The organism is Caldimonas sp. KR1-144 (genome assembly GCF_049446155.1).
Taxonomy (GTDB): Bacteria; Pseudomonadota; Gammaproteobacteria; order Burkholderiales; family Burkholderiaceae_C; genus Rivibacter.
In genome coordinates, this window is the sequence record NZ_JBMSEE010000001.1 from 634,903 (window position 1) to 654,934 (window position 20,032).

The 20,032-nt window shown below is 71.9% G+C and carries 14 protein-coding genes, 1 tRNA gene and 1 other RNA gene; 7 read left to right on the forward strand and 9 right to left on the reverse strand.

The annotated features are described in order from the left end of the window. Window positions 1-110: 110 nt before the first annotated feature. Window positions 111-3,140 (forward strand): ATP-binding protein, encoded by a 3,030-nt coding sequence (locus ACO2TI_RS03180; protein ID WP_423281992.1) that lies wholly within the window; start codon window positions 111-113, stop codon window positions 3,138-3,140. 20 nt (window positions 3,141-3,160) lie between these two features. Beyond that, entirely contained in the window at window positions 3,161-5,731 is a 2,571-nt protein-coding gene (locus ACO2TI_RS03185; protein WP_423281993.1) for a TonB-dependent receptor, read from the forward strand. A 9-nt stretch (window positions 5,732-5,740) separates the two neighbouring features. Here the strand turns inward: ACO2TI_RS03185 and recR are convergent, their stop codons facing one another. The 4 genes from recR to ACO2TI_RS03205 form a co-directional block, all read right to left on the reverse strand. Next, a complete protein-coding gene (gene recR, locus ACO2TI_RS03190) occupies window positions 5,741-6,334 on the reverse strand; it encodes a recombination mediator RecR (protein WP_423281994.1) in 594 nt (197 codons plus the stop codon). A 118-nt stretch (window positions 6,335-6,452) separates the two neighbouring features. After that, entirely contained in the window at window positions 6,453-6,782 is a 330-nt protein-coding gene (locus tag ACO2TI_RS03195; RefSeq protein WP_423281995.1) for a YbaB/EbfC family nucleoid-associated protein, read from the reverse strand. A gap of 41 nt (window positions 6,783-6,823) precedes the next feature. Further along, window positions 6,824-8,614 (reverse strand): DNA polymerase III subunit gamma/tau, encoded by a 1,791-nt coding sequence (gene dnaX / locus ACO2TI_RS03200; RefSeq protein ID WP_423281996.1) that lies wholly within the window; start codon window positions 8,612-8,614, stop codon window positions 6,824-6,826. Window positions 8,615-8,664: 50 nt separating this feature from the next. Further along, window positions 8,665-9,363 carry an MgtC/SapB family protein gene (locus ACO2TI_RS03205; RefSeq protein ID WP_423281997.1) on the reverse strand — a complete coding sequence of 233 codons (699 nt, stop codon included), beginning with the start codon at window positions 9,361-9,363 and terminating at the stop codon, window positions 8,665-8,667. A 100-nt stretch (window positions 9,364-9,463) separates the two neighbouring features. On the opposite strand from ACO2TI_RS03205, the gene ACO2TI_RS03210 reads away from it, so the two are divergent. After that, window positions 9,464-10,582 (forward strand): AIR synthase related protein, encoded by a 1,119-nt coding sequence (locus tag ACO2TI_RS03210; RefSeq protein WP_423281998.1) that lies wholly within the window; start codon window positions 9,464-9,466, stop codon window positions 10,580-10,582. A gap of 35 nt (window positions 10,583-10,617) precedes the next feature. On the opposite strand, the gene ffs is transcribed toward ACO2TI_RS03210, so the two are convergent. From ffs to ACO2TI_RS03230, 4 genes are all read right to left on the reverse strand, one after another. Beyond that, window positions 10,618-10,716: signal recognition particle sRNA small type (gene ffs, locus ACO2TI_RS03215), an RNA gene on the reverse strand. Between the two features lie 26 nt (window positions 10,717-10,742). Next, the gene (locus ACO2TI_RS03220) at window positions 10,743-13,208 is read right to left on the reverse strand and encodes a protein kinase domain-containing protein (RefSeq protein WP_423281999.1); all 2,466 of its coding nucleotides are present in this window, start codon (window positions 13,206-13,208) and stop codon (window positions 10,743-10,745) included. Next, the gene (locus ACO2TI_RS03225; protein ID WP_423282000.1) at window positions 13,208-14,899 is read right to left on the reverse strand and encodes a serine/threonine protein kinase; all 1,692 of its coding nucleotides are present in this window, start codon (window positions 14,897-14,899) and stop codon (window positions 13,208-13,210) included. The genes ACO2TI_RS03220 and ACO2TI_RS03225 overlap by 1 nt, the downstream gene beginning before the upstream one ends. Before the next feature lie 118 nt (window positions 14,900-15,017). Continuing rightward, a complete protein-coding gene (locus ACO2TI_RS03230) occupies window positions 15,018-15,920 on the reverse strand; it encodes an alpha/beta hydrolase (RefSeq protein WP_423282001.1) in 903 nt (300 codons plus the stop codon). Between the two features lie 86 nt (window positions 15,921-16,006). On the opposite strand from ACO2TI_RS03230, the gene ACO2TI_RS03235 reads away from it, so the two are divergent. From ACO2TI_RS03235 to ACO2TI_RS03250, 4 genes are all read left to right on the forward strand, one after another. Then, entirely contained in the window at window positions 16,007-16,891 is an 885-nt protein-coding gene (locus ACO2TI_RS03235; RefSeq protein ID WP_423282002.1) for an NAD(P)-dependent oxidoreductase, read from the forward strand. Window positions 16,892-16,945: 54 nt separating this feature from the next. Next, a tRNA-Ala gene (locus ACO2TI_RS03240) sits at window positions 16,946-17,021 on the forward strand. A gap of 284 nt (window positions 17,022-17,305) precedes the next feature. Continuing rightward, window positions 17,306-18,385, forward strand: coding sequence for a formyl transferase (locus ACO2TI_RS03245; RefSeq protein WP_423282003.1), 1,080 nt, complete (start codon window positions 17,306-17,308; stop codon window positions 18,383-18,385). A gap of 163 nt (window positions 18,386-18,548) precedes the next feature. After that, window positions 18,549-18,977 carry an OsmC family protein gene (locus tag ACO2TI_RS03250; RefSeq protein WP_423282004.1) on the forward strand — a complete coding sequence of 143 codons (429 nt, stop codon included), beginning with the start codon at window positions 18,549-18,551 and terminating at the stop codon, window positions 18,975-18,977. Between the two features lie 32 nt (window positions 18,978-19,009). Here ACO2TI_RS03250 and ACO2TI_RS03255 read toward each other — a convergent pair whose 3' ends face one another. Next, window positions 19,010-19,996, reverse strand: a complete 987-nt coding sequence (locus ACO2TI_RS03255; protein ID WP_423282005.1) for a Bug family tripartite tricarboxylate transporter substrate binding protein — start codon at window positions 19,994-19,996, stop codon at window positions 19,010-19,012. Window positions 19,997-20,032 lie beyond the last annotated feature (36 nt).

Here is a 20,032-nt window from a genome sequence, read left to right on the forward strand (position 1 = left end):
CCATCCCTCGGGCGCGGCATGTCGATTGCATAGGGCGCCGGCGGGGAGAAGAATCCGGCGCTGCACTGTCCACGGTGACGGTCGCCAGCGAGTTCGCGTACGGTGAAGGCATGAACTTGGCGTGGGGCGCGGCCCGACGGCTTCGAGGAGCCGTTGGGCTGCTGTTGGCCGCGGCGGCATGGATGGGCGGTCTCGCCCATGCCGGCACCGAAGAACCCTGGCGCCAGCGCCTCGCGACGCTGCGGGCCTTGTCGGAGAACGACGCGCCGGCCGCCTACCAGCAGGCGCGCGCCGACCTCGACGAGCTGCCCGCCGCCGCGCCGGCGCCGCAGCGGGCCGGCACGCTCAATGTCGTCGCGAGGGCCGAGATCCACCTCGCGCGCGCCGAGGCCGCCACGCTTCACGCCCAGCAGGCGCTCGACATCGCGACGCGCCACGGCGACCGCGTCGGCCAGGCCGAGGCTCACCTCAACCTCGCGCTGGCGGGCGTCTACCTGGGCCGCCTCGATGTGCTTCGGACCTCGAGCGCCGAGGCGCTGGCCGCGCTGGACGGCACGAACCGTACCGACCTGCTCGGCGAGGCGCTCCTGCGCACCGGCGTGACCTACCTGCGCTTCGGGCAGTTCGACGAGGCGGTCACGATGTCGATGCAGGCGCTCGAGATCGCCCGGCGCGACCACGACCCGATGGCCCTGGTCTACGCCTACAACGGGCTGGGCATCGCCTACGACCAGAGCGGCATGCGCGCCAAGGCGCTCGAGCACTACGAACTGATGCTCGAAAGCGCGCGCCGCGCCGGCAGCAAGCTGCAACAGGCCTACGCCCTGCGCGCGCTGGCCGGCTACGGCGCCGAGAACGGCGATACGGCGGCAGCCGAGCGCATGGCGCACGAGGCGATCGCGCTGTTCGAGCAGGTCGGCTCGCCCTACGGCGTCGCGTTCGCGCGCATCGGCCTGGCCGACCATCTGCGCCGCCAGAAGCGCTTCGACGAGGCCGCGGCGATGTTCGACCAGATCATCACGATCTACGAAAACCATCCGAGCCCGATCGGCCAGTGGTTCGCGCTCAACGGACGCAGCGAGATCCGCCAGGCGCAGCGCAAGCAGGCGCTGGCCGAAGCCGACGCCGAGCGGGCCTACCAGATCGCGCGCAAGGTCGACTTCGCGCTCTACGTGAGCGAGAGCGCGCGCCGCCTGGCCGCGCTGGCGGCCGAGCGCGGCGACCACAAGCGCGCCTATGCGCTGGCCGAGGAGGCCGCGGCGATGACCGCGCGCGCGAACCGCGAGCGCTCGAGCCAGCGCATGGTCGAGCTGGCGCGCCGCTACGAGGCCGACGCACAGCGCCGCTCGATCGACGAACTCAAGCGCAGCAACGAGCGCCAGGAAGCAATGCTGCAGCAACAGACGCTGCAGCAGCGCTGGGCCTGGAGCATGCTCGCCGCGTCGCTCGTGCTGCTGATCGTCAGCGCAGCCTTCGTGCGCCGGCTGCGGCGCTCGGAGCATGCGGTGCGCGCGCTCAACGCCAGCCTCGAACAGCGCGTGCACGAGCGCACCGCGGCGCTCCGCCAGCAGGCGCGCTACCTGCGCACGCTGATCGACCTGTTGCCGATGGCCGCGTGGCTCAAGGACACGCAGGGCCGCTACGTGGTCACCAACCAGTCGCATGCGGCGGCGCACGGCCTGAGCGCGGCGGCGATGGAAGGCCGCACCGACGCGCAGTTGCTGCCCGAGCTGGCCGCGCTGCAGCGCGAGCGCGACGACGCCGAGGTCATGAGCAGCGGCGAGCGCCGCACCGTCGAGGAGTGCGTGAGCGGCATGGGCGGCCCGGCCTGGAGCGAGAGCTTCAAGGCGGCGGTGGTCGACGAAGACGGCAGCGTGCTCGGCACCGTGGGCGCCACGCGCGACATCACCGAGCGCAAGACCGCCGAGGTGCAGCGCGAGCAGGCGCTGGCCGAGGCCGAGCGGCTGGCGCGCACGCGCAGCGACTTTCTCGCGCAGATGAGCCACGAGCTGCGCACGCCGCTCAACGGCATCCTCGGCTTCGCGCAGATCCTGCTGATGGACAAGTCGCTCGGGCCCTCGCAGCTGCGCGGCCTGAACGTGATCGAGCACAGCGGGCGCCACCTGCTCGAGCTGATCAACGACCTGCTCGACCTCGCCCGCATCGATGCCGGCAAGCTCGAGCTGCGCATCGGCGACATCGAGCTGCGCGGCTTCGTCGAAGGCGTGGCCGACATCGTTCGCGTGCGCGCGCAGGAACGCAACCTGGGCTTCCGGCTGACGATGGACACCGCGCTGCCGACCCTCGTGCGCGCCGACGAGAAGCGGCTGCGCCAGGTGCTCCTGAACCTGTTGTCCAACGCGGTGAAGTTCACCGACCAGGGCTTCGTGGAACTGCACGTCGAGCGGCTCGATGGCGATGCGCCGGGCGGCTCGGCCCGGCTGCGCTTTCGCATCGACGACACCGGCATCGGCATGGACGAAAGCCAGCTCCAGCGCCTGTTCCAGGTGTTCGAGCAGGTCGGCGACGCGCGCAGCCGCGAAGGCGGCAGCGGCCTTGGCCTGGCGATCAGCCGCCAGCTCGTGCGCCTGATGGGCGGCGACGTCACGGTGCGCAGCGTGCCGGGGCGCGGCACCAGCTTCTGGTTCGATCTCGTGTTGCCGGTCGCGATGCCGGCGGCCACGGCGCCGCTGGCGGCCGGCGGGGACGCGCCGGTGATCGTCGGCTACGAGGGGCCGCGGCGGCGCATTCTGCTGGCCGACGACACGCCGGAGAACCTGGTCGTGCTGCAGGAGCTGCTCGAGCCGCTGGGCTTCGACGTGACGCCGGCCCACGACGGCCGCGAGGCGCTCGCGCTGTTCAACGCGACGCGCCCCGACATCGCGCTGCTCGACCTCGCGATGCCCGGGCTCGACGGCCTCGAGGTGACGCGCGAGATCCGCCGCGGCACGATGGCCCCGCGGCTGCCGGTGATCGTCACCTCGGCCAGCGCCTCGTCGAAGAGCGAGGCCGAGGTGCGCGCCGCGGGCGCCGACGCCTTCGTGCCCAAGCCCATCGAGCATGCCGTGCTGCTCGATGCCATCGCGCGCCTGCTCGGCCTGCGCTGGCGCCACGCGCTGCGCGAGGCGGCGACGAACTGAGCGGCGGCGAAAGGCGCGCAATGCACCGTGCCTGGCTCGCCGGCGTGCTGACCGCGCTGTCGTGCGACGGCCTGGCGCAACACGACGCCGCGACCGACGACGGCCAGGCGCTGCCGCGCGTGCTGATCGCCGACCATGCGCCGCCGAGCCCCGGTGCGGCGGCCGCGCGCGCGCAAGCCGGCGTGGTCGACGGCATCGATGCCGCGACGATGCGCGAGCTGCCGCGCCGCAGCGCGATCGAGGCGCTGCAGCGCGTGCCCGGCGTGCAGGTCGGGCGCGACCGCGGCGAGGGCTCGGGCCTGACGCTGCGCGGGCTCGGCCAGGTCCAGACCACCTTCGACGGCCGCGAGAGCTTCAGCGCCGGCACCGGCCGCGGGCTCGATCTCGCCGACGTGCCGGTCGAGCTGCTGGCTGCCGTCGAGGTCTACAAGAGCGCGCGCGCCGACCGCGTCGAAGGCGGCCTGGGCGGCGATATCGACCTGCGCTTCTGGCGCCCCTTCGACCTGCCCGAGCGGCACGCCGGCGCGACGCTGCGCTGGGCCCATGCCGACCTTGCGAACCGCGGCTCGGGCCAGGCCGGCACGCTGCTGAGCCGGCGCTGGGGGCTCGACGGCGGCGGCGCGTTCGGCGCGCTGCTGGGCGCCTCCTACGAGCGCCGCGCCTGGCGCGAGGACCAGCAGACCACCGGCGTGCCGAGCGTGCGCGACGACCTCGTGCCGGGACGCCGCGTGACCGTCGCGAGCTCGAGCACGCTCAACGGCAGCCAGGGCCGACGCGAGCGCGAGGGCCTGTCGCTCGTGCTGCAGTGGTCGCCCGAGCCGGCCTGGACGCTGCAAGGCGAGGCCAGCCTCGTGCGCCTGAAGACGCTGCAGGACACGCACCAGCTCAACCTGCTGTCCTCGCCGAGCTTCGACCCGACGAGCGTCGTGCTCGACGACGGCGGTGAAACCGTGCGGCGCGTGGCCTGGACCGACGCGCCGCTGTCGCTGCTGAACTTCGCGCGCGACACCGAGGCGCGCACGCGCCAGGCCGCGCTCGGCGCGCGCTGGCGCGCGAACGAGATGCTCGCGGTCTCGACCGACCTCAGCCGCACGCTGGCGCGCGACAGCCTGTTCTTCAGCGGACCGTTCCTCTCGGCGCGCGCGGCGCGCTTCATCCACGATACCGGGCGTCACGTGCCGTCGACCTCGGTCGAAGGCACCAACCTCGAAGACCCCGCCGCCTGGCGCTATGCCGGCCTGGCCTACCGCACGCGGCCTTTCGACGGCACGCTGAGCGCGTGGCGGCTCGACGCCGAACAGCGCGTCGCGGCTGCCGCCATCGAGGCGCTGTCTTTCGGCCTGCGGCTCGCGCAGCGCGAGGCCGGCAACGCGCCCGGCCTGGTGTTCGGCGATCTCGCGCTCGACGGCCCCGGCGCGGCCGACGGGCCGCTGGCCCTGATGCGCAACCCGTTCGCCGACTACCTGCCCGGCACCGGCACGACGAGCGCCAGCGACTTCATCGTGCCGACGCTTCGCGGCGCGCGCGACGCGCAGGGCCTGCGCACGCGCTTCGGCATCGCGACCCCCCTGCCCACGGCCGCGAGCCCGCTCGGCCTGTGGCACATCGACGAGCGCAGCCGCGCCGCCTACCTGATGGTCAAGCTGCGCTCGAACGCCCTCGCGATCGACGGGGACGCCGGCCTGCGCATCGTGCGCACCGAGCGCCGCGTGGCCAGCGCGCAGTCGCTGCCCGAGACCGGGGTGACGCCGGTCGACGCGCACACCAGCGCGACCGAGCGGCTGCCCAGCGTCAACCTGCGCTGGCGCGCCAGCGACACGACGAGCTGGCGCCTGGCCGCCTCGCGCACGATCGGCCAGCCCGACTTCAACCAGCTCTCGCCTTCGCTCGTGCTGGTGCCCAACCCGATCACGCCCTCGCTGAACCAGGGCACGGCGGGCACGCCGACGCTCGAGCCGGTGCGCTCGGACAACGCCGATCTCTCGTGGGAGCGGCTCTTCGCGCGCGACGCCGCGCTGCGCGTGACCGCGTTCTATAAGCGCGTCGAGGGCTTCATCGTCACCGAGAGCCGCTCCGAAGTGCACGGCGGCCAGACCTACCTGATCAGCCGTCCGGTCAACAGCCTGCCGGCGCGCGTGCGGGGCTTGGAGCTCGGTGCGCGCGCGGTGCCGGGCGGCGCGCTGCACGGCCTGTCGCTGGACCTCGCCTACACCTGGACCGACAGCGACACGCCCAACCGCTCGCTCGGCGCGTCGCTGCCGCTGCCCAACGTGTCGCGCCATGCGCTGGACGCGGTGCTCGGCTGGCGGCAAGGACCGTGGTCCGCGCAACTCGCCTGGAACCGGCGCAGCCGCTTTCTCGGTAGCGTGGTCAGCGTTGCCAATGTCGGCACGCTGCCGATCTACAACGAGGGCTACGACTGGGTCGACGCGGCGCTGCACTGGCAGGCGGGCGAGCGCCTCAAGCTCGGCATCGAGGTGGGCAACCTGCTGCGCACCCTGCGCCGCGCCGACTACGGCACACCGCAGCGACCGCAAAGCGCCTGGCTCAACGACCGCCAGATCGGCGTGGTGATGAGCCTGGGCTACTAGAAGACGGCCTCAGCGCCGATCGACGAAGGCATGCGCGATCGTGCCGAGGTCGACGTACTCGAGCTCGCTGCCCACGGGCACGCCGCGCGCCAGCCGCGTGACCGCGACGCCGCGCGGCTTCAGCGTCTGCGCGATCGCCTGCGCCGTGGCCTCGCCTTCGGTCGTGAAGCCGGTCGCGACGATGACCTCGGCCACGCTGCCGTCGGTCGCGCGCTCGAACAACTGGGCCAGGCCGATCTCGTGCACGCCGATGCCGTCGAGCGGCGACAGCCGGCCCATCAGCACGAAATACAGGCCACGGTAGCTGCCGCTGCGCTCGATCGCCGCCTGGTCGGCCGGCGTCTCGACGACGCACAGCGTGCGCGCATCGCGTGATGGGTCGAGGCAGGTCGAGCAGACCTCGGCCTCGGTGAACGTGTGGCAGCGCGCGCAGTGGCGCACGCCGCTGACCGCGGCGTCCAGCGCCTGCGCGAGCCGCTGCGCGCCGGCGCGGTCATGCTGCAGCAGGTGGTAGGCGATGCGCTGCGCTGACTTGACGCCGATACCGGGGAGCTTGCGCAGGGCGTCGACGAGGGCGTCGAGGGAGGATGTGGTGGTGCTCATACCGAGTCCCCCTCACCCCTGCCCTCTCCCCCGCGAGCGGGGGAGAGGGAGTTCATGCATTCGCTCCCTCTCCGGCGTGCGGGAGAGGGCTGGGGCGAGGGCCAGGCCGGACTTCAACTCAGAACGGGAACTTCATCCCCGGCGGCAGCGGCATGCCCGCCGTCAGCTTGCCCATCTTCTCTTCGCTCAGCGCAGCCGCGCGGCGCACCGCATCGTTGAAGGCCGCGGCGACGAGGTCTTCGAGCATGTCCTTGTCGTCGGCCAGCAGGCTCGGGTCGATGGTCACGCGCTTGACGTCGTGCTTGCAGCTCATCTGCACCTTCACGAGGCCGGCGCCGGACTGGCCTTCGACCTCGAGCAGCGCAAGCTCTTCCTGCGCGCGCTTGAGGTTGTCCTGCATGGCCTGGGCCTGCTTCATCAGGCCGGCGAGTTGTCCCTTGTTGATCATGGTGTCGGTCCTTCGAAAGGGGTTGGATGCCGCGCCGCGCGTCAGCGCGGCTGGATCGAGCCGGGCACGATGCGCGCCGTCTGGAACTGCTGCATCAGCTGCTGCACCAGCGGGTCGTTCTGGATCGTGGCCTCGGCATCGCGCTGGCGCTGCGCGCGCGCGGCGGCATCGCGGCGCGCCGGCGTGTCGAGGGCGGTGCCGGCCTCGACCGCGAGCGTGATCTCGCGCCCGAGCGCCGCGCGCACCGCCGCCTGGAGCTTGTCGACGTGGGCGCTCTGGCGCAGCGTCTCGCGCTCGACGACCAGCACGATGCGCCCGCGCGCCTCGTCATACGCGGTGCAGTGCGCCTGCCAGCCGAGCTCGCGCGTCAGCGCGCTGACCGCGCCGCGCTCGATCAGCTGCTGCATCAGCGCGGTCCAGCGGTCGGCCTCGGGCGTGGCAGCCACCGGTTCGGCAGCCACCCCCGCCGGCACGACGGGCGCCGGCTCGCGCACCACCGCCTCGGCGACCGCCTGCTCGTCGTCCGCGCGCAGGTAGGCCGGCTCGTCCTCCCACGGCGCCGGGCTGCGCGGCTTCGCTGCGGCGACCGGCGCCGCGGCCTCGGGCGGACGGCTGCTGCGCACCACCGGCGGCGGCGCCGGCTGCACCGCGATCGACGGCGGCGCCGGCGCCTTCAGGGCCGCCTGCGGCACCGCCGCGCGCGGCGCGGCGGGCGCGTTCTGCGCACGCGCGCCGGGCCGGAAGGCCAGTGCGCGCAGCAGCACCATCGTCAGGCCGGCGTACTCGTCAGGCGCGAGCGAGAGCTCGGGGCGGCCGTGGATCGCCAGGCTGTAGAGAAGTTGGGTCTCGTCGGGCGGCAGCGCCTGCGCGAGCGCGGCAACGGCCTGCAGCTCGTCGTCGCCCGCGGCGCCGAGCGCGCCGGGCACGGCCTGTTCGATCGCCATCTGCTGCGCGACGTTGGCCAGCTCCTCGAGCGCGCCGTCGGCCGACAGGCCCTGGTCGCGCAGCGCATCGACTTGCGCGATCAGCGCGGCGCCGTCGCCGGCCGCCAGCGCCTCGACCAGCGCCAGCACCGGCGCGCGGCCGACGGCGCCGAGCATCTCGCGCACGCCCGCTTCCGAAAGCGTTCCGGCACCGAAGGCGATCGCCTGGTCGGTCAACGACAGCGCGTCGCGCATCGAGCCGCGCGCGCCGCGCGCGATGAGGCGCAGCGCGCCGATGTCGGCCGCGATGCCCTCGGACGGCAGCACCTGCTGCAGGTAATCGGAGATGGTTTCGGGCGCCATCGGCCGCAGGTTGAACTGCAGGCAGCGCGACAGCACCGTGACCGGCACCTTGTGCGGATCGGTGGTGGCCAGCACGAACTTCACGTGCTCGGGCGGTTCTTCCAGCGTCTTGAGCATCGCGTTGAACGCGTGCCCGCTCAGCATGTGCACTTCGTCGATCATGTAGACCTTGAAGCGCCCCGCCACCGGCCGGTACATGGCCTGGTCGAGCAGCTGGGTCATCTCCTCGACGCTGCGGTTCGAGGCGGCGTCGAGCTCGATGTAGTCGACATAGCGACCGGCGTCGATCTCGCGGCAGGCGTCGCACACGCCGCAGGGCTCGGCGGTGATGCCGCCGCTGCCGTCGGGGCCGGTGCAGTTCAGGCTCTTGGCGAGGATGCGCGAGACCGTGGTCTTGCCGACGCCGCGCGTGCCGGTGAAGAGGTAGGCGTGGTGCAGGCGGTTGTTCGCCAGCGCGTTGCCGAGCGCGCGCACGACATGGTCTTGCCCGACCATCTCTGCGAAACGCTTGGGCCGGTACTTGCGGGCCAGGACCACGGTGCTCATCGGGGCATTCTACGGGCCGCTCCGAACGCGAGCCGGCCCTCGGGTCGCGCTCAATCTCCCGTCGGGGAGATGCGAAAGCCGGTCACGTTCTCCATCGCGGTGAGCGTGCGCGCGAGGCGATTCAAGTTCGCGGGATCGAAGGTGCGCAGCATCATGCGGTACTCGACCTCGTGCTCGTCGCCCTCGAGCCGGTAGCTCAGCGTGTCGACGCTGAAGCCGTGCTTCTTCAGCAGCTCGCGCAGCTGCGGCTCGGGCAGCTCATCGCCGCGGCGAAAGCGCACCACGTGCTGCGCGAACTGGTAGGTCGGCATGCGCAGCTCGATCTGGCGGAACACGCCCAGCGTGCCAAGCGTCAGCAACGTCGCGGCGATCGCCGCGAAGAAGAAGCCCACGCCGATCAGCACGCCGATCGCCGCGGTGATCCAGATCGACGCCGCCGTGGTCAGGCCGCGCACCGACAGGCCTTCCTTGAAGATCACGCCGGCGCCGAGGAAGCCGATGCCGGTCATGATGCCCTGCACCATGCGCGTGGGATCGATGGTGACGTTCTGGCCGTCGGTGGGCTGGAACCACATCGGCTGGTAGACCGTCACCAGCATCAGGAGGGTCGACGCCAGGCACACCAGCGTGTGGGTGCGAAAGCCTGCCGGGCGACCGTGGTAGCTGCGCTCGAGGCCGATCAGGCCGCCGGCCAGCACCGCGCCGCCCAGGTGCAGCATCACTTCGAGATGAACCGTCGTGAGCGTCATGGACATTCGCCTCGCCCCGGCAACGGCCGTACCCGCACAGCATAGGGAAGCGCGCCCCGGTGGCAACGGATAATCGCGCATTCGAGTCCGCGACCGCCTCATGAGCCACACCCCCGCCCCCGCCCCCCTCAGCTACGAACAGGCCGGGGTCAACTACGACCTGATCGACCCGCTCAAGATTGCTGCGCAGCGCGCCGCCGCCAGCACCGCGAGCCAGCTCGCCGGCCACGGCTTCAGCGAGGTGGCAGCGTCGCGCGGCGAGTCGGCCTACGTGGTCGACGTGGGGCCGTTCTACCTGGCGAGCATCGTCGAGTGCCTGGGCTCCAAGGCCCTCGTCGCCGACGAGATGGCCAGGCTCACCGGCCGCAGCTGGTACGACGGCATCGCGCAGGACACGATCGCCATGGCGATCAACGACCTCATCACCGTGGGTGCCACGCCGCTGGTCGTGCAGGCCTACTGGGCCGCCGGCGGCAGCGAATGGTTCGAGGACGCCGCGCGCGCGCAAGCGCTCGTGGCCGGCTGGAAGAAGGCCTGCGAGGTTTGCGGCGTCGCGTGGGGCGGCGGCGAGACGCCGGCGCTGGCCGGCATCGTCGAGGCCGGGCGCATCGACCTGGCAGCGTCTTGCACCGGCATCGTCAACCCGAAGTCGCGCCTCAGCGTCGGCGACAAGCTCGGCGCCGGCGACGCGATCGTGCTGCTCGCCTCGAGCGGCATCCACGCCAACGGCCTGAGCCTGGCGCGCAAGCTCGCCGAGCGCCTGCCTGAGGGCTATCTCACCGAGGTGGCGCCGGGCCTGAGCTTCGGCGCCGCGCTGCTCGCGCCGACGGTGCTGTACTCGCCGGTGACCGAGGCGCTCGCCAAGGCCGGCATCGTGCCCCACTACAGCGCCAACGTCACCGGCCACGGCTGGCGCAAGCTGCTGCGCCACCCGAAGGCGCTGACCTATCGCATCCACACCGTGCCGCCGGTGCCCGCGGTGCTGAAGTTCATCGCCGAACAGGCCGGCCACGACGCGCGCGAGGCCTACTCGACGCTCAACATGGGCGCGGGCTTCGCGCTCTATGTGGACGCCAAGGACGCGCAGCGCACGGTCGAGATCGCCAAGGCGAACGGCATCGAGGCCTGGGTTGCCGGTACGGTCGAGGAAGGGCCGAAGCGCCTGATCGTCGAGCCGCTGGGCGTGACCTACGGCGACGAGGATCTGCAGCTGCGCTGATGCGCGCAGCGATGGCGCGGTTCGGTGGGTGTTGGGGTGACGAGCCTTGACCCCGGCACTGAGTGCTAACGGTTAGGGCTGCTTCGTTCCCGACCTGACCCGGTTGGCCGCGCCCCCATGCGGGGAGGCCCGTCAGGAGCGAATTCTACCCGCGTGGGGATCACCCCCCGCTCGCCTGCCTGAATGCCATCACGGCCTGGTTGCGCAAGGTGCGCAGCAGCGCGAGTTCCTTCTCCTCGATGCGGATCGCGCCGGCCGCGGACTGATCCGCGTAGATCAGCCCGATCGGCGCGTTCTTCAGCACCAGCGGCAGCAGCAGGAACGTGGGCGCGGCGAGGTCGCCCTTGAACCATGCAGGCAGGCGCGGCGCGATCGCCGGCAGCGTGGCGTCGGCGATCAGCGTGTCGGCACCCTTGAGGCTCACCGCCGCGAACAGGTCGATCGGCTGGCCGGGCGCAGGTTTCAATGCAATGCGAAAGCGCGGCGCGAGGCCTTCGCTGCCCGCACCGAGCGCGAGTCGTCCGACCAGTTCGCCGCTTCTCGCATCACGCAGGCAGAACACGATGCGGCGCAGGCCCAAGGCGCGGTACATCGTCTCCAGGATCATGCGCAGCACCTCGTTGAGCTTGAACGAGTCGCCGACCAGCGTGGCGGTGATGTCCTGGATGCCGGCAGCGAGCACGCCGGCGGCATCGGCCGAGCTGCTCGCGGCCGCAGCCGCGGCACGCGGATCGCCGAGCGCATGGCCCGAGATCGTGTCGGCGAAGGCCGCTTCGGCGGCGGCCTTGGCGTCGAGCGGGCGGTCGAGCAGGCGCTCGGCGGCCGAGCCGGGCTTGAGCCTGAGCTGCAGGCCGTCGGCCAGTTGCGTGAGGCGCGCACGCGCGCGCTGCACGGCCTCGGCCACGTCGCGCGGCGCGAGCCCCAAGGCGCGCGCGTGTCGCTCGGCGACCGCGTTGACGCGCTGCGCGGCCTCGTGCGGCTCGGCGTGCAGCAGCGCATCGGCCACTTCGTTCGAGGCCGCGGCCAGCCAGCGCAGGCGCTCCGCGGCCTGTGCCGGCGGTTGCGACGGCGATGCACCCGCCGGCGGGCGCATCGCGCGCTGCAGCGATTCCGGCAGGCCCCAGCTGCGCGCGACGCCGACGCCGAGTTCCTCGTAGCTCAGGCCCAGCACCGAAGCCGAGGCCTGCGCCTCGGGCACCGGCAGGCGCGGCGTCTCGCGCGCGGGCGCCGCGCCGGGACGCACCAGCCGGCGCACCTGCTCGGCTTCCTCGGGGAAGTAGAACTCGGTCAGCAGGCGCCCGAGGTTGCACATCAGCGCGGCGATGAAGCCCTCTTCCGCGTCGCGCGAACTCGCGCTCAGCTCGGAGGCCAGCGTGCCGGCCAGCAGCGAGCGCACGAACTCCTGCTTGATCTGCTCGGCATGCAGCTTGTCGTTCATGTGCTCGAGCAGCACGAGCGAGAGCGCAAGGTTGCGGATGCCGGCAAAGCCGATCAGCGCGACCGCGCGCGAGACGGTGCTGATCGTGCCGCCGCCGGCATGGCTGTAGCTCGCGGTGTTGACCAGGCGCAAGAGCTTGTGGGTGAGCGCCACGTCCTTGAGGATCTCGGCGGCCAGGCTGCCCAGGCTTTCGTTCTCGGCGTTGGCGACGCGCTGGATGCGCGAGACCGCATCGGACAGCGCCGGGAAGTCGCTCTTGTGGCGCATGCGGCGCAGCAGGAACTCGAGCACGCCGGCCTTGGGCGCGGCGTCGGGTGCGTCGCTCGCGGTCACGGCCGACGGCGTGAGCCAGGCGAGCAGCGCGGCATGCAGTTCGCCGGCATCGCGAAAACGCGCCGCGGCGTCATGCGCGAGGCAGCGGTTGACGATCGCTCGCAGCGCGTCGTCGACCGGCTGCGGCGTGCTTGGCGGCAGCGCGAGCGGCTCGCGGTCGCCGCGCGCGATGCGCGCCATCGCCGCCTCGGCGCCCTTCTCGTCGACCAGCGGGCGGCCCAGCAGGCACTCGGCGACCAGCAGGCCGAGCGCGAACACGTCGACCGCCGGCGTCGGCGCGTCGCCGGCCAGCGTTTCGGGCGCGACGTAGCGCGGCGTGCCGGCGGCGGCGACCGGCGCCGCGCCAGGATGCGTGCGCGCGGCGATGCCGAAGTCGGTGACGCGCGCGCGGCCCGCGACGTCGAGCAGCAGGTTCGATGGCTTGATGTCGCGGTGCACGACGCCCGCCGCATGCGCCTGCGCGATCGCGTCGACCGCGCCGAGCAGCAGCTCGACCGTGGCGCGCGGCGCGATCGGGCCCTTCGACTTCAATCGCTCGGCCAGCGACTCGCCGGGCACGACCTCGAACACGAGATAGCTTTGAGCCGCCGCCCCGGGCGGCTGGTGCATGTCGGCCTCGAACACCGCAACGATGTGCGGATGGTTCAGCGCCGCGACCGCGCGCGCCTCGGCCAGGCCTTCGCCGAGCGCGGCGGCCGTTGCGGTGTCATCGCCCTCGATCAGCTTGAGCGCCACTTCGCGCTCGAGGCGCGAATCGCGCGCCAGCCACACGGTGCTTTGCGCACCGCGGCCGAGCACGCGCAGCAGTTCGAAACGGCCAATGCGCGAGTTCGGCCGCGCAGCGAAGCCGGCCATCACGCGGCGCGTGCCGCGGCGGGCGCGGCCGCAGCGATCAGACGGCGGGCGCGCTTGAGCGCATTGGCCAGCTCTTCGCTCGTCACGCCGAGCGCGCGCGCATAGCGCGTCACGACCTTGGCGATCGGCACGCCGGCAGCGACCTCGCTGGCGCAGCTGGCCACCGCGCGCAGCCGGTCGACGTTGTCGTCGGGCTGGCGCACCGGCGCCTCGGGCGGCAGCGGACGCATCGCACGCAGCATGTTCTCGTCGAGGCCCCAGTGCTGGGCCACCGCGACGGCGAGCGACTCGAGATCGGTGCCGATCACCGCGTTGGCCGCGGCCTCCGGCGCCGTGGGCCGTGGCGCGGCCTGGCCGGGCGCGGCGAGCGGATGCACGAGCTGCTCGATCTGCAGCGCTTCGTCGGGGAAGTGGTAGCGCACCAGCATCTGGCCGAGGTGCTGCAGCAGCGCGACCAGCAACGCCTCTTCGGCGTCGAGATCAGGCGGGCACACCACCTCGGCCACGTGGCCGGCGGTGCGTGCGATGTTCATCGCCTGCTCCAGTGCCGCGGCACCCGCCGGCGCCAGCGGTCCGGGCCAGGCGCGCAGGCCCAGCGAGGTCGAGCGCACGCCGGCCAGGCCGATCAGCTGCACCGCGCGGCGCACCGTGGTGATCGGGCCGTCGCCGGTGTGCGCCGCGTAGCGCACCGCGTTGAGGGTGCGCAGCAGTTCGAGCGCAAGCGCCGGGTCCTGCACGATCACGTCGACCAGCTCGTCGAGCCGCCCCTGTTCCATGCTGACCAGCTGCGCGACGCGGCCCGACAGCCCGGGCCGCGCCGGCAACGGCCCCACCGTCTGCAGGCGGTCGAGCAGCAGCGCGAGCGGCCCGCCGGCGTCGGCCGACTGCGCCTCGAGCCAGCCGGCCAGCGCGCGCACCAGGCTGCGCGCGCCCAGGTAGCGGCGCTGCGGTTCGCGTTCGAGGGCGCGGTTGGCGATCGCGCGCAAGGCCTCGGGAACGAGGTGCGGCGTGGTCCACGGCAGCCGCGCGATCTCGCCGGCGCGCACGCGCTCGACGATGCCCGGCACGTCGCCGTCGTCCAGCGGCATGCTGCCGCCCAGCAGGCGCTGCAGCAGCGCGCCGGCGGCCATCAGGTCGGTCTCGTGCAGCAGCCGCAGGCGCTGCAGGTCGGCGGTGTCGCCGGCGCCGCCGCGCGCGGTCGGCGCGGTGGCGGGACGGCCGACGCCCGGCGCCATGACCGCGACGCGGCCCTGCGGCGTCAGCAGCAGCGTATGCAAGCCGAGATCGTGGTGGGCGGCGCCGGCTTCATGCAGATAGGCGAGGCCTTCGAGTGCGTCGATCAGCCATTGGGCGCTCTCGGTCGGCGCCGGTGGCTGTCCCTCGGCCAGCACTTCGGCGAGCGTGCGACCGGCGCCGCGCTCGCAGGCGACGAAGGGCCAGTTCGACTCCACGCCGATCTCGGCCGCGGCCGCCAGCAGCGGATGGCTCAGGCGCTGCGCATGGCGCGCCTCGCGCAGCCAGGTCTCGAGCGCCGCGGCGTCGGTGGGCTGATGGCGCGGCAGGTGCAACAGCAGGTCCTGCCCGCGTGCCGGATCCGAGGCGTGCCACAGCATGCTGCGGCTGCTCTTGCCGAGCAGCGCATGCAGCACGAAGCGACCGAGTCGGCGGGTCGTCGGGGCGGCAACGGGCATGGAACCTACTTCTCCTACTGCGATTGGACCGCGGCCCGCGCGCCAAAAAAGCCCGAGCAAGGCCGGCAAGCCGGCCCTGTTTCACGCTTGTGAACGGCTCGGGGCCCGGCCGCGGACCTCAGTCCTGGCGCAGCAGCTGCAGCGCCAGCGCGTGCAGACGGCCATCGGGTGCGGCCAGGTGGTCCAGCACGTCGAGGTGGTTGGCGCCGGCGACCGTGTCGCACAGCGCGACCGCGCGCGAGCCCCAGGCCGCGCAAAGCAGCGCATTGTGGCGCAGGAACTCCTCGCTCTCGAGCGCGCCGGCCATGGCGTAAACCCGGGCGCCGCGCGGCGGCGCCCAGCGCGCCGGGCTCAGGCGCGCCACCGCGCGCGGCGTGAGGTTCAGGTCGTCCTTCAGGAAGGGCGCGCGGCGCAGCGGCTCGAGCTCGTAGACGCCGGAGATCGCCAGCGCGCGCGTCGCGATATGCGAAGGCAGGTCGTCGCCGAGCAGGCGCGCGTCGCAGCCCAGCAGCATGGTCGCGAGGTGCGCGCCCGCCGAGTGCCCGGCCAGCACGATGCGCTTGCGGCTGCCGCCGTAGCGCTCGACCTTGCGCCAGGCCCAGGCCAGCGCCTGCGTCATCTGCAAGGCGATCTGCTCGATGCTCACGCCCGGCGCGAGGCCGTAGTTGACGACGACCACCATCACGCCGGCATCGACGAAGGCCGGCACGATGAACGAGTGGTCCGATTTATCCAGCGAGCGCCACCAGCCGCCGTGGATGAAGAACAGCACCGGCGCGTTGGCGCGCGTGGTCGGAAAGACGTCGAGCGTTTCATGGTCGCCGGGGCCGTAGCGCACGTCGATGCGCCGCGCGTAGCGCTCGCGCACCGCAGCCGAGTCGCGCGCCCAGCGCTCGAAGATGCGCGGGTGCTCGGGGATGCGCGCGCGGCTGTTGTACTGCGCGTCGAGCCAGTCGCCGTCGAGCCGGGGCGGCTCCCACGGCCAGCCCTTGCGTTCGGCAATCGGGGTGATGCGGGACATGCGAATCCTCCTTGCCATGCGCCGCGCGAAGCTGCGGTTCTACACTGGCTCGGGCCGCATCGCAGCCCCCTTGTCAGCCTTCCACGATGAGCAATCCACGCACCCGCATCGCCCTGCTCGGCACCGGCCTGATGGGCCTGCCGATGGCCCGCCGCCTGCTGGGCGCCGGCTTCCCGGTCAGCGTCTGGAACCGCACCGCCGCCAAGGCCCGGCCGCTGGCCGATGACGGCGCTGAGGTCGCCGCCACGGCGGCCGACGCGGTGCGCGATGCGAACGTGGTGATCACGATGCTCGAGCACGGCGGCGTGGTGCGCGACGTGCTTGAAACGCATGGCGTGCGCGAGGCCATGCCGGCCGGCGCGCTGTTCGTCGACATGAGCTCGATCCAGCCCGCGCAGGCGCGGGAGCACGCCGCGCAGCTGGCCGCGCGCGGCGTCGGCGCGCTCGACGCGCCGGTCTCGGGCGGCACGCTCGGTGCCGAGTCCGGCACCCTGGCCATCATGGCCGGCGGCGCGGCGGCCGACTTTGAACGGGCACTGCCGGTGTTCGCACCGCTGGGCCGCGCCACGCACGTCGGCCCGGCCGGCGCCGGTCAGCTCGCCAAGCTGGCCAACCAGATGATCGTCGGCATCACGATCGGCGCCGTCGCCGAGGCCCTGCTGCTGGCCGAGCGCGGCGGGGCCGATGCGGCCAAGGTGCGCGAGGCGCTGCGCGGCGGCTTTGCCGACAGCCGCATCCTCGAGGTGCACGGCCAGCGCATGCTCGAGCGCGACTTCGCCAAGCGCGGCGCCGTCGCGGTGCAGCTCAAGGACCTGCGCAACGCGCTGGTCACCGCCCAGCCGCTTCCGCTCGAGCTGCCCATCACGAGCCTGCTCGAGCAGCTCTTCGCCAGCGCCGCCGAGCACGGCCTGGCTGACGTCGACCACTCCGGCCTGTGGCTGGAACTGGCGCGCCGCAACGGGCTCGGCTGAACAGGCCACTGGCTAAAGCAGCTTCTTTGATGCGCTATACTGCGCGTCTCTTTTGGGGGGGTAGCTCAGCTGGGAGAGCGTCGCGTTCGCAATGCGAAGGTCGGGAGTTCGATCCTCCTCCTCTCCACCAAAGATCCGAAGGGCCCGCACGTAAGTGCGGGCTCTTTTTTTTGTCCGTCGTGGGCACGGATGGGCATCACCGGCCCTGGTCGATGTAGCGGCCCATGCGCCCGACGTCGGGCGACTGCTGCAGGACACCGTCAAGCCCTACCCCTCCTCCGCCCGGGCGTGCCGCCTTCGTCAAGGACGCCAAGGGCTACCTGCACCTCGGCGACGAAGGCGTCTCCAATCACTTCGCGCCCGACCTGCCACGCGCCGAGCAGGATCTCATTGCCGCGACGCAGGGCGCCCCAGATGCAGCGCTACCAGGCCAAGCGCATGAACGCCAAGGTCTTCGACGCAAGCCGTCGCGAAGATGATCATCGACGCGTCGCAGTAGCGAGGCTCCCCGCTGCGGGCCGAAGAGAGGCCGCGAGGTCCGCCCGATGGACATATGGCTGCGCGGTCGCCATGCCCTCCTGGCGACCGCGCCAGGTCGCGCTCAGAATCTCGTCTGACGTTCGCGGCGCGGCATCAGCGACAGCGGGTGCGGCCGAGCAGGAGGGATTCATGCGGATCGCCTTTCTCGTGAACCGAGACATCGAGAGCAATCTTGCTCTCAACTTGCTGTTGCCCGAGATCCACCAGAGCACCGTCGGCATCTTCCTTTCGGAACGGGTCGGGGCGAGCGCTGTCCCGCCGCGAATGCTCGGACAACTTGCGTTCGTCGAGCAAGACCTGTTCAACAGACTGGTATTCCCGCTGATGGAACAGACCTCGCACGGCGATGGCCGCTTTGCAGGTTTTGGTGAACTGGAGCGGCGCTTTGGCACTCCGGTCCAGGCGCTGGCAAGCTTGAACGATCAAGCGGCGCTGCAGCGCTTGCGGGATGCGCGCGCCGATCTCGTCATCTCGATTCGCTTCGGCCTGATTCTGGGCAAGGAGGCGCTGGGGCTGGCGCCGCGCGGCATCCTCAACCTGCACTCGGGCCTCCTGCCTCGATACCGAGGCGTTCTCGCGACCTTCCGCGCCTTGCTGAACGGCGATGCGCAGATCGGATGCACCCTTCACTGGATCGACAGTCCGGCCATCGACGCAGGCCCGATCGTCGAGACAGCGCGAACGGCAGTCGCCAAAGAGCGCTCGTTGCTGTGGCACATCCTCTCGCTCTACCGGCCGGGTACGCGACTGATCTTGAACGCGATCCGCCGGCTCGAGAGCGGCGAACCAGTGAATGGAACACCGCAGGATCCGTCCGCCGGCGCGTACTACTCGTTTCCCACGCAGGACGACCTGACTCGGTTCACGGCGCTGGGGTGGCGACTGTTCGATCGCGAGGACGTTTGGGAACTCCTCGAGTCGTATGGCTGCAAGTCCACGGCACCGAAGTCTTGAGACCGGGTTGCATGGCCACACCGGCCGAGTGGGCAGCAGCGTCCCTCTGCAATTGACCGCGTCTTGCGGTCGGCGAGGTAGGCAAGCCGCCGCAGGTGTCCTATCTTCAGGGTTCACCGCGCAGCGGTCGCGTCGACCCTGCGCCCACCTCGGGAGCATCGAGATGAAGCTGAATCGCAAGGGCTCGGCCGCGTGGTCGGGCGGCCTCAAGGATGGCAAGGGCGCGATCACCACCGAAAGCGGCGCGCTGAAAGCCTATCCCTACGGCTTTTCCAGCCGCTTCGAAGGCAAGACCGGCACCAACCCCGAAGAGCTGCTCGGTGCCGCGCACGCGGGCTGCTTCACGATGGCGCTGTCGCTCATCCTCGGCGAAGCCGGCTTGAAGGCCGAGCAGCTCGACACCACGGCCCAGGTCACGCTCGAGCAGGTCGAAGGCGGCTTTGCGATCAGTGCCGTCCACCTCACCCTGGTCGGCAAGGTGCCGGGCATCGACAACGCCCGGTTCGTCGAGCTGGCCAACAAGGCCAAGGTCGGCTGCCCGGTCTCCAAGGTCCTCAACGCCAGCATCTCGCTGGACGCGCGTTTGGCCTGAGGCGGCGAACGAAGCGGGCGCGGGGGCCCGATTCAGTCGGCCTCGATCTTCGAGGCCTTGACCACCGAGCCCCAACGCGTGAGCTCGGCCTTGCTGTAGTCGGCCAGCTGCTGCGGGCCGAGGAAGTGTGCCTCGGCGCCCTGCTCGGCGGCCTTCTGCTTGAAGGCCGGCGTGGCCATGACCTTGGCGATCTCGCCCGACAGCTTGTCGATCACCGGCTGCGGGGTCTTCGCCGGCGCGAACACGGCGAACCACGAGGTCGCGTCGAGTTGCGGCAGGCCGGCCTCGGCGGCCGTCGGCACGTTGGGCAGCGACGGCAGGCGCGCCTTGCCCGTCACCGCGAGCGCGCGCAGCTTGCCCGACTGGATGAAGGACATGAACGGCGGCGGCGTGCCGAAGGTCAGGTCGACCTGGCCGCCGAGCAGGTCCTGCAGCGCGGGGCCGGTGCCTTTGTAGGGCACGTGGGTCATCTCGATGCCGGTCTGCTGGACCAGCATCGCGCCGGTCACGTGCTGCAGCGAGCCATTGCCCGACGAGGCATAGCTCAGCTTGCCGGGGTTGGCCTTCGCATAGGCCACCAGCTCGGCCAGCGTCTTCACCGGCAGGCCCTCGCGCACGACGATGACCTGCGGCGCGCTCAGCACATTGGCCACCGCCTGCAAGTCCTTGGCCTCCCACTGCGGCGTCTGCTTGCTGACGTTGGGCGTGATGACGTGGTAGCCGGAGTACTGCATCAGGAGCGTGTAGCCGTCGGGCTCGGCGCGCTTGACCGCCACGGCCGCGATGCCGCCGCTCGCGCCGCCGCGGTTGTCGACCACCACCGTCTGGCCGAGCGCGCGGCCCAGCGGCTCGGCGAGCATGCGCGCGGCGATGTCGGTGGTGCCGCCCGGCGCGGTCGGCACGATCAGCGTGATCGGCTTGCTCGGGTAGCCGTTGGGGCCTTGCGCCGCGGCCAGCACCGGCCACGCGGCGAGCATGGCGAGCGAAAGCGCGGCGAGGCGTCGTTGAGGTTTGTGCATGACTTGTCTCCTGGTTTCTCGTTCGAAGGGTCTGGG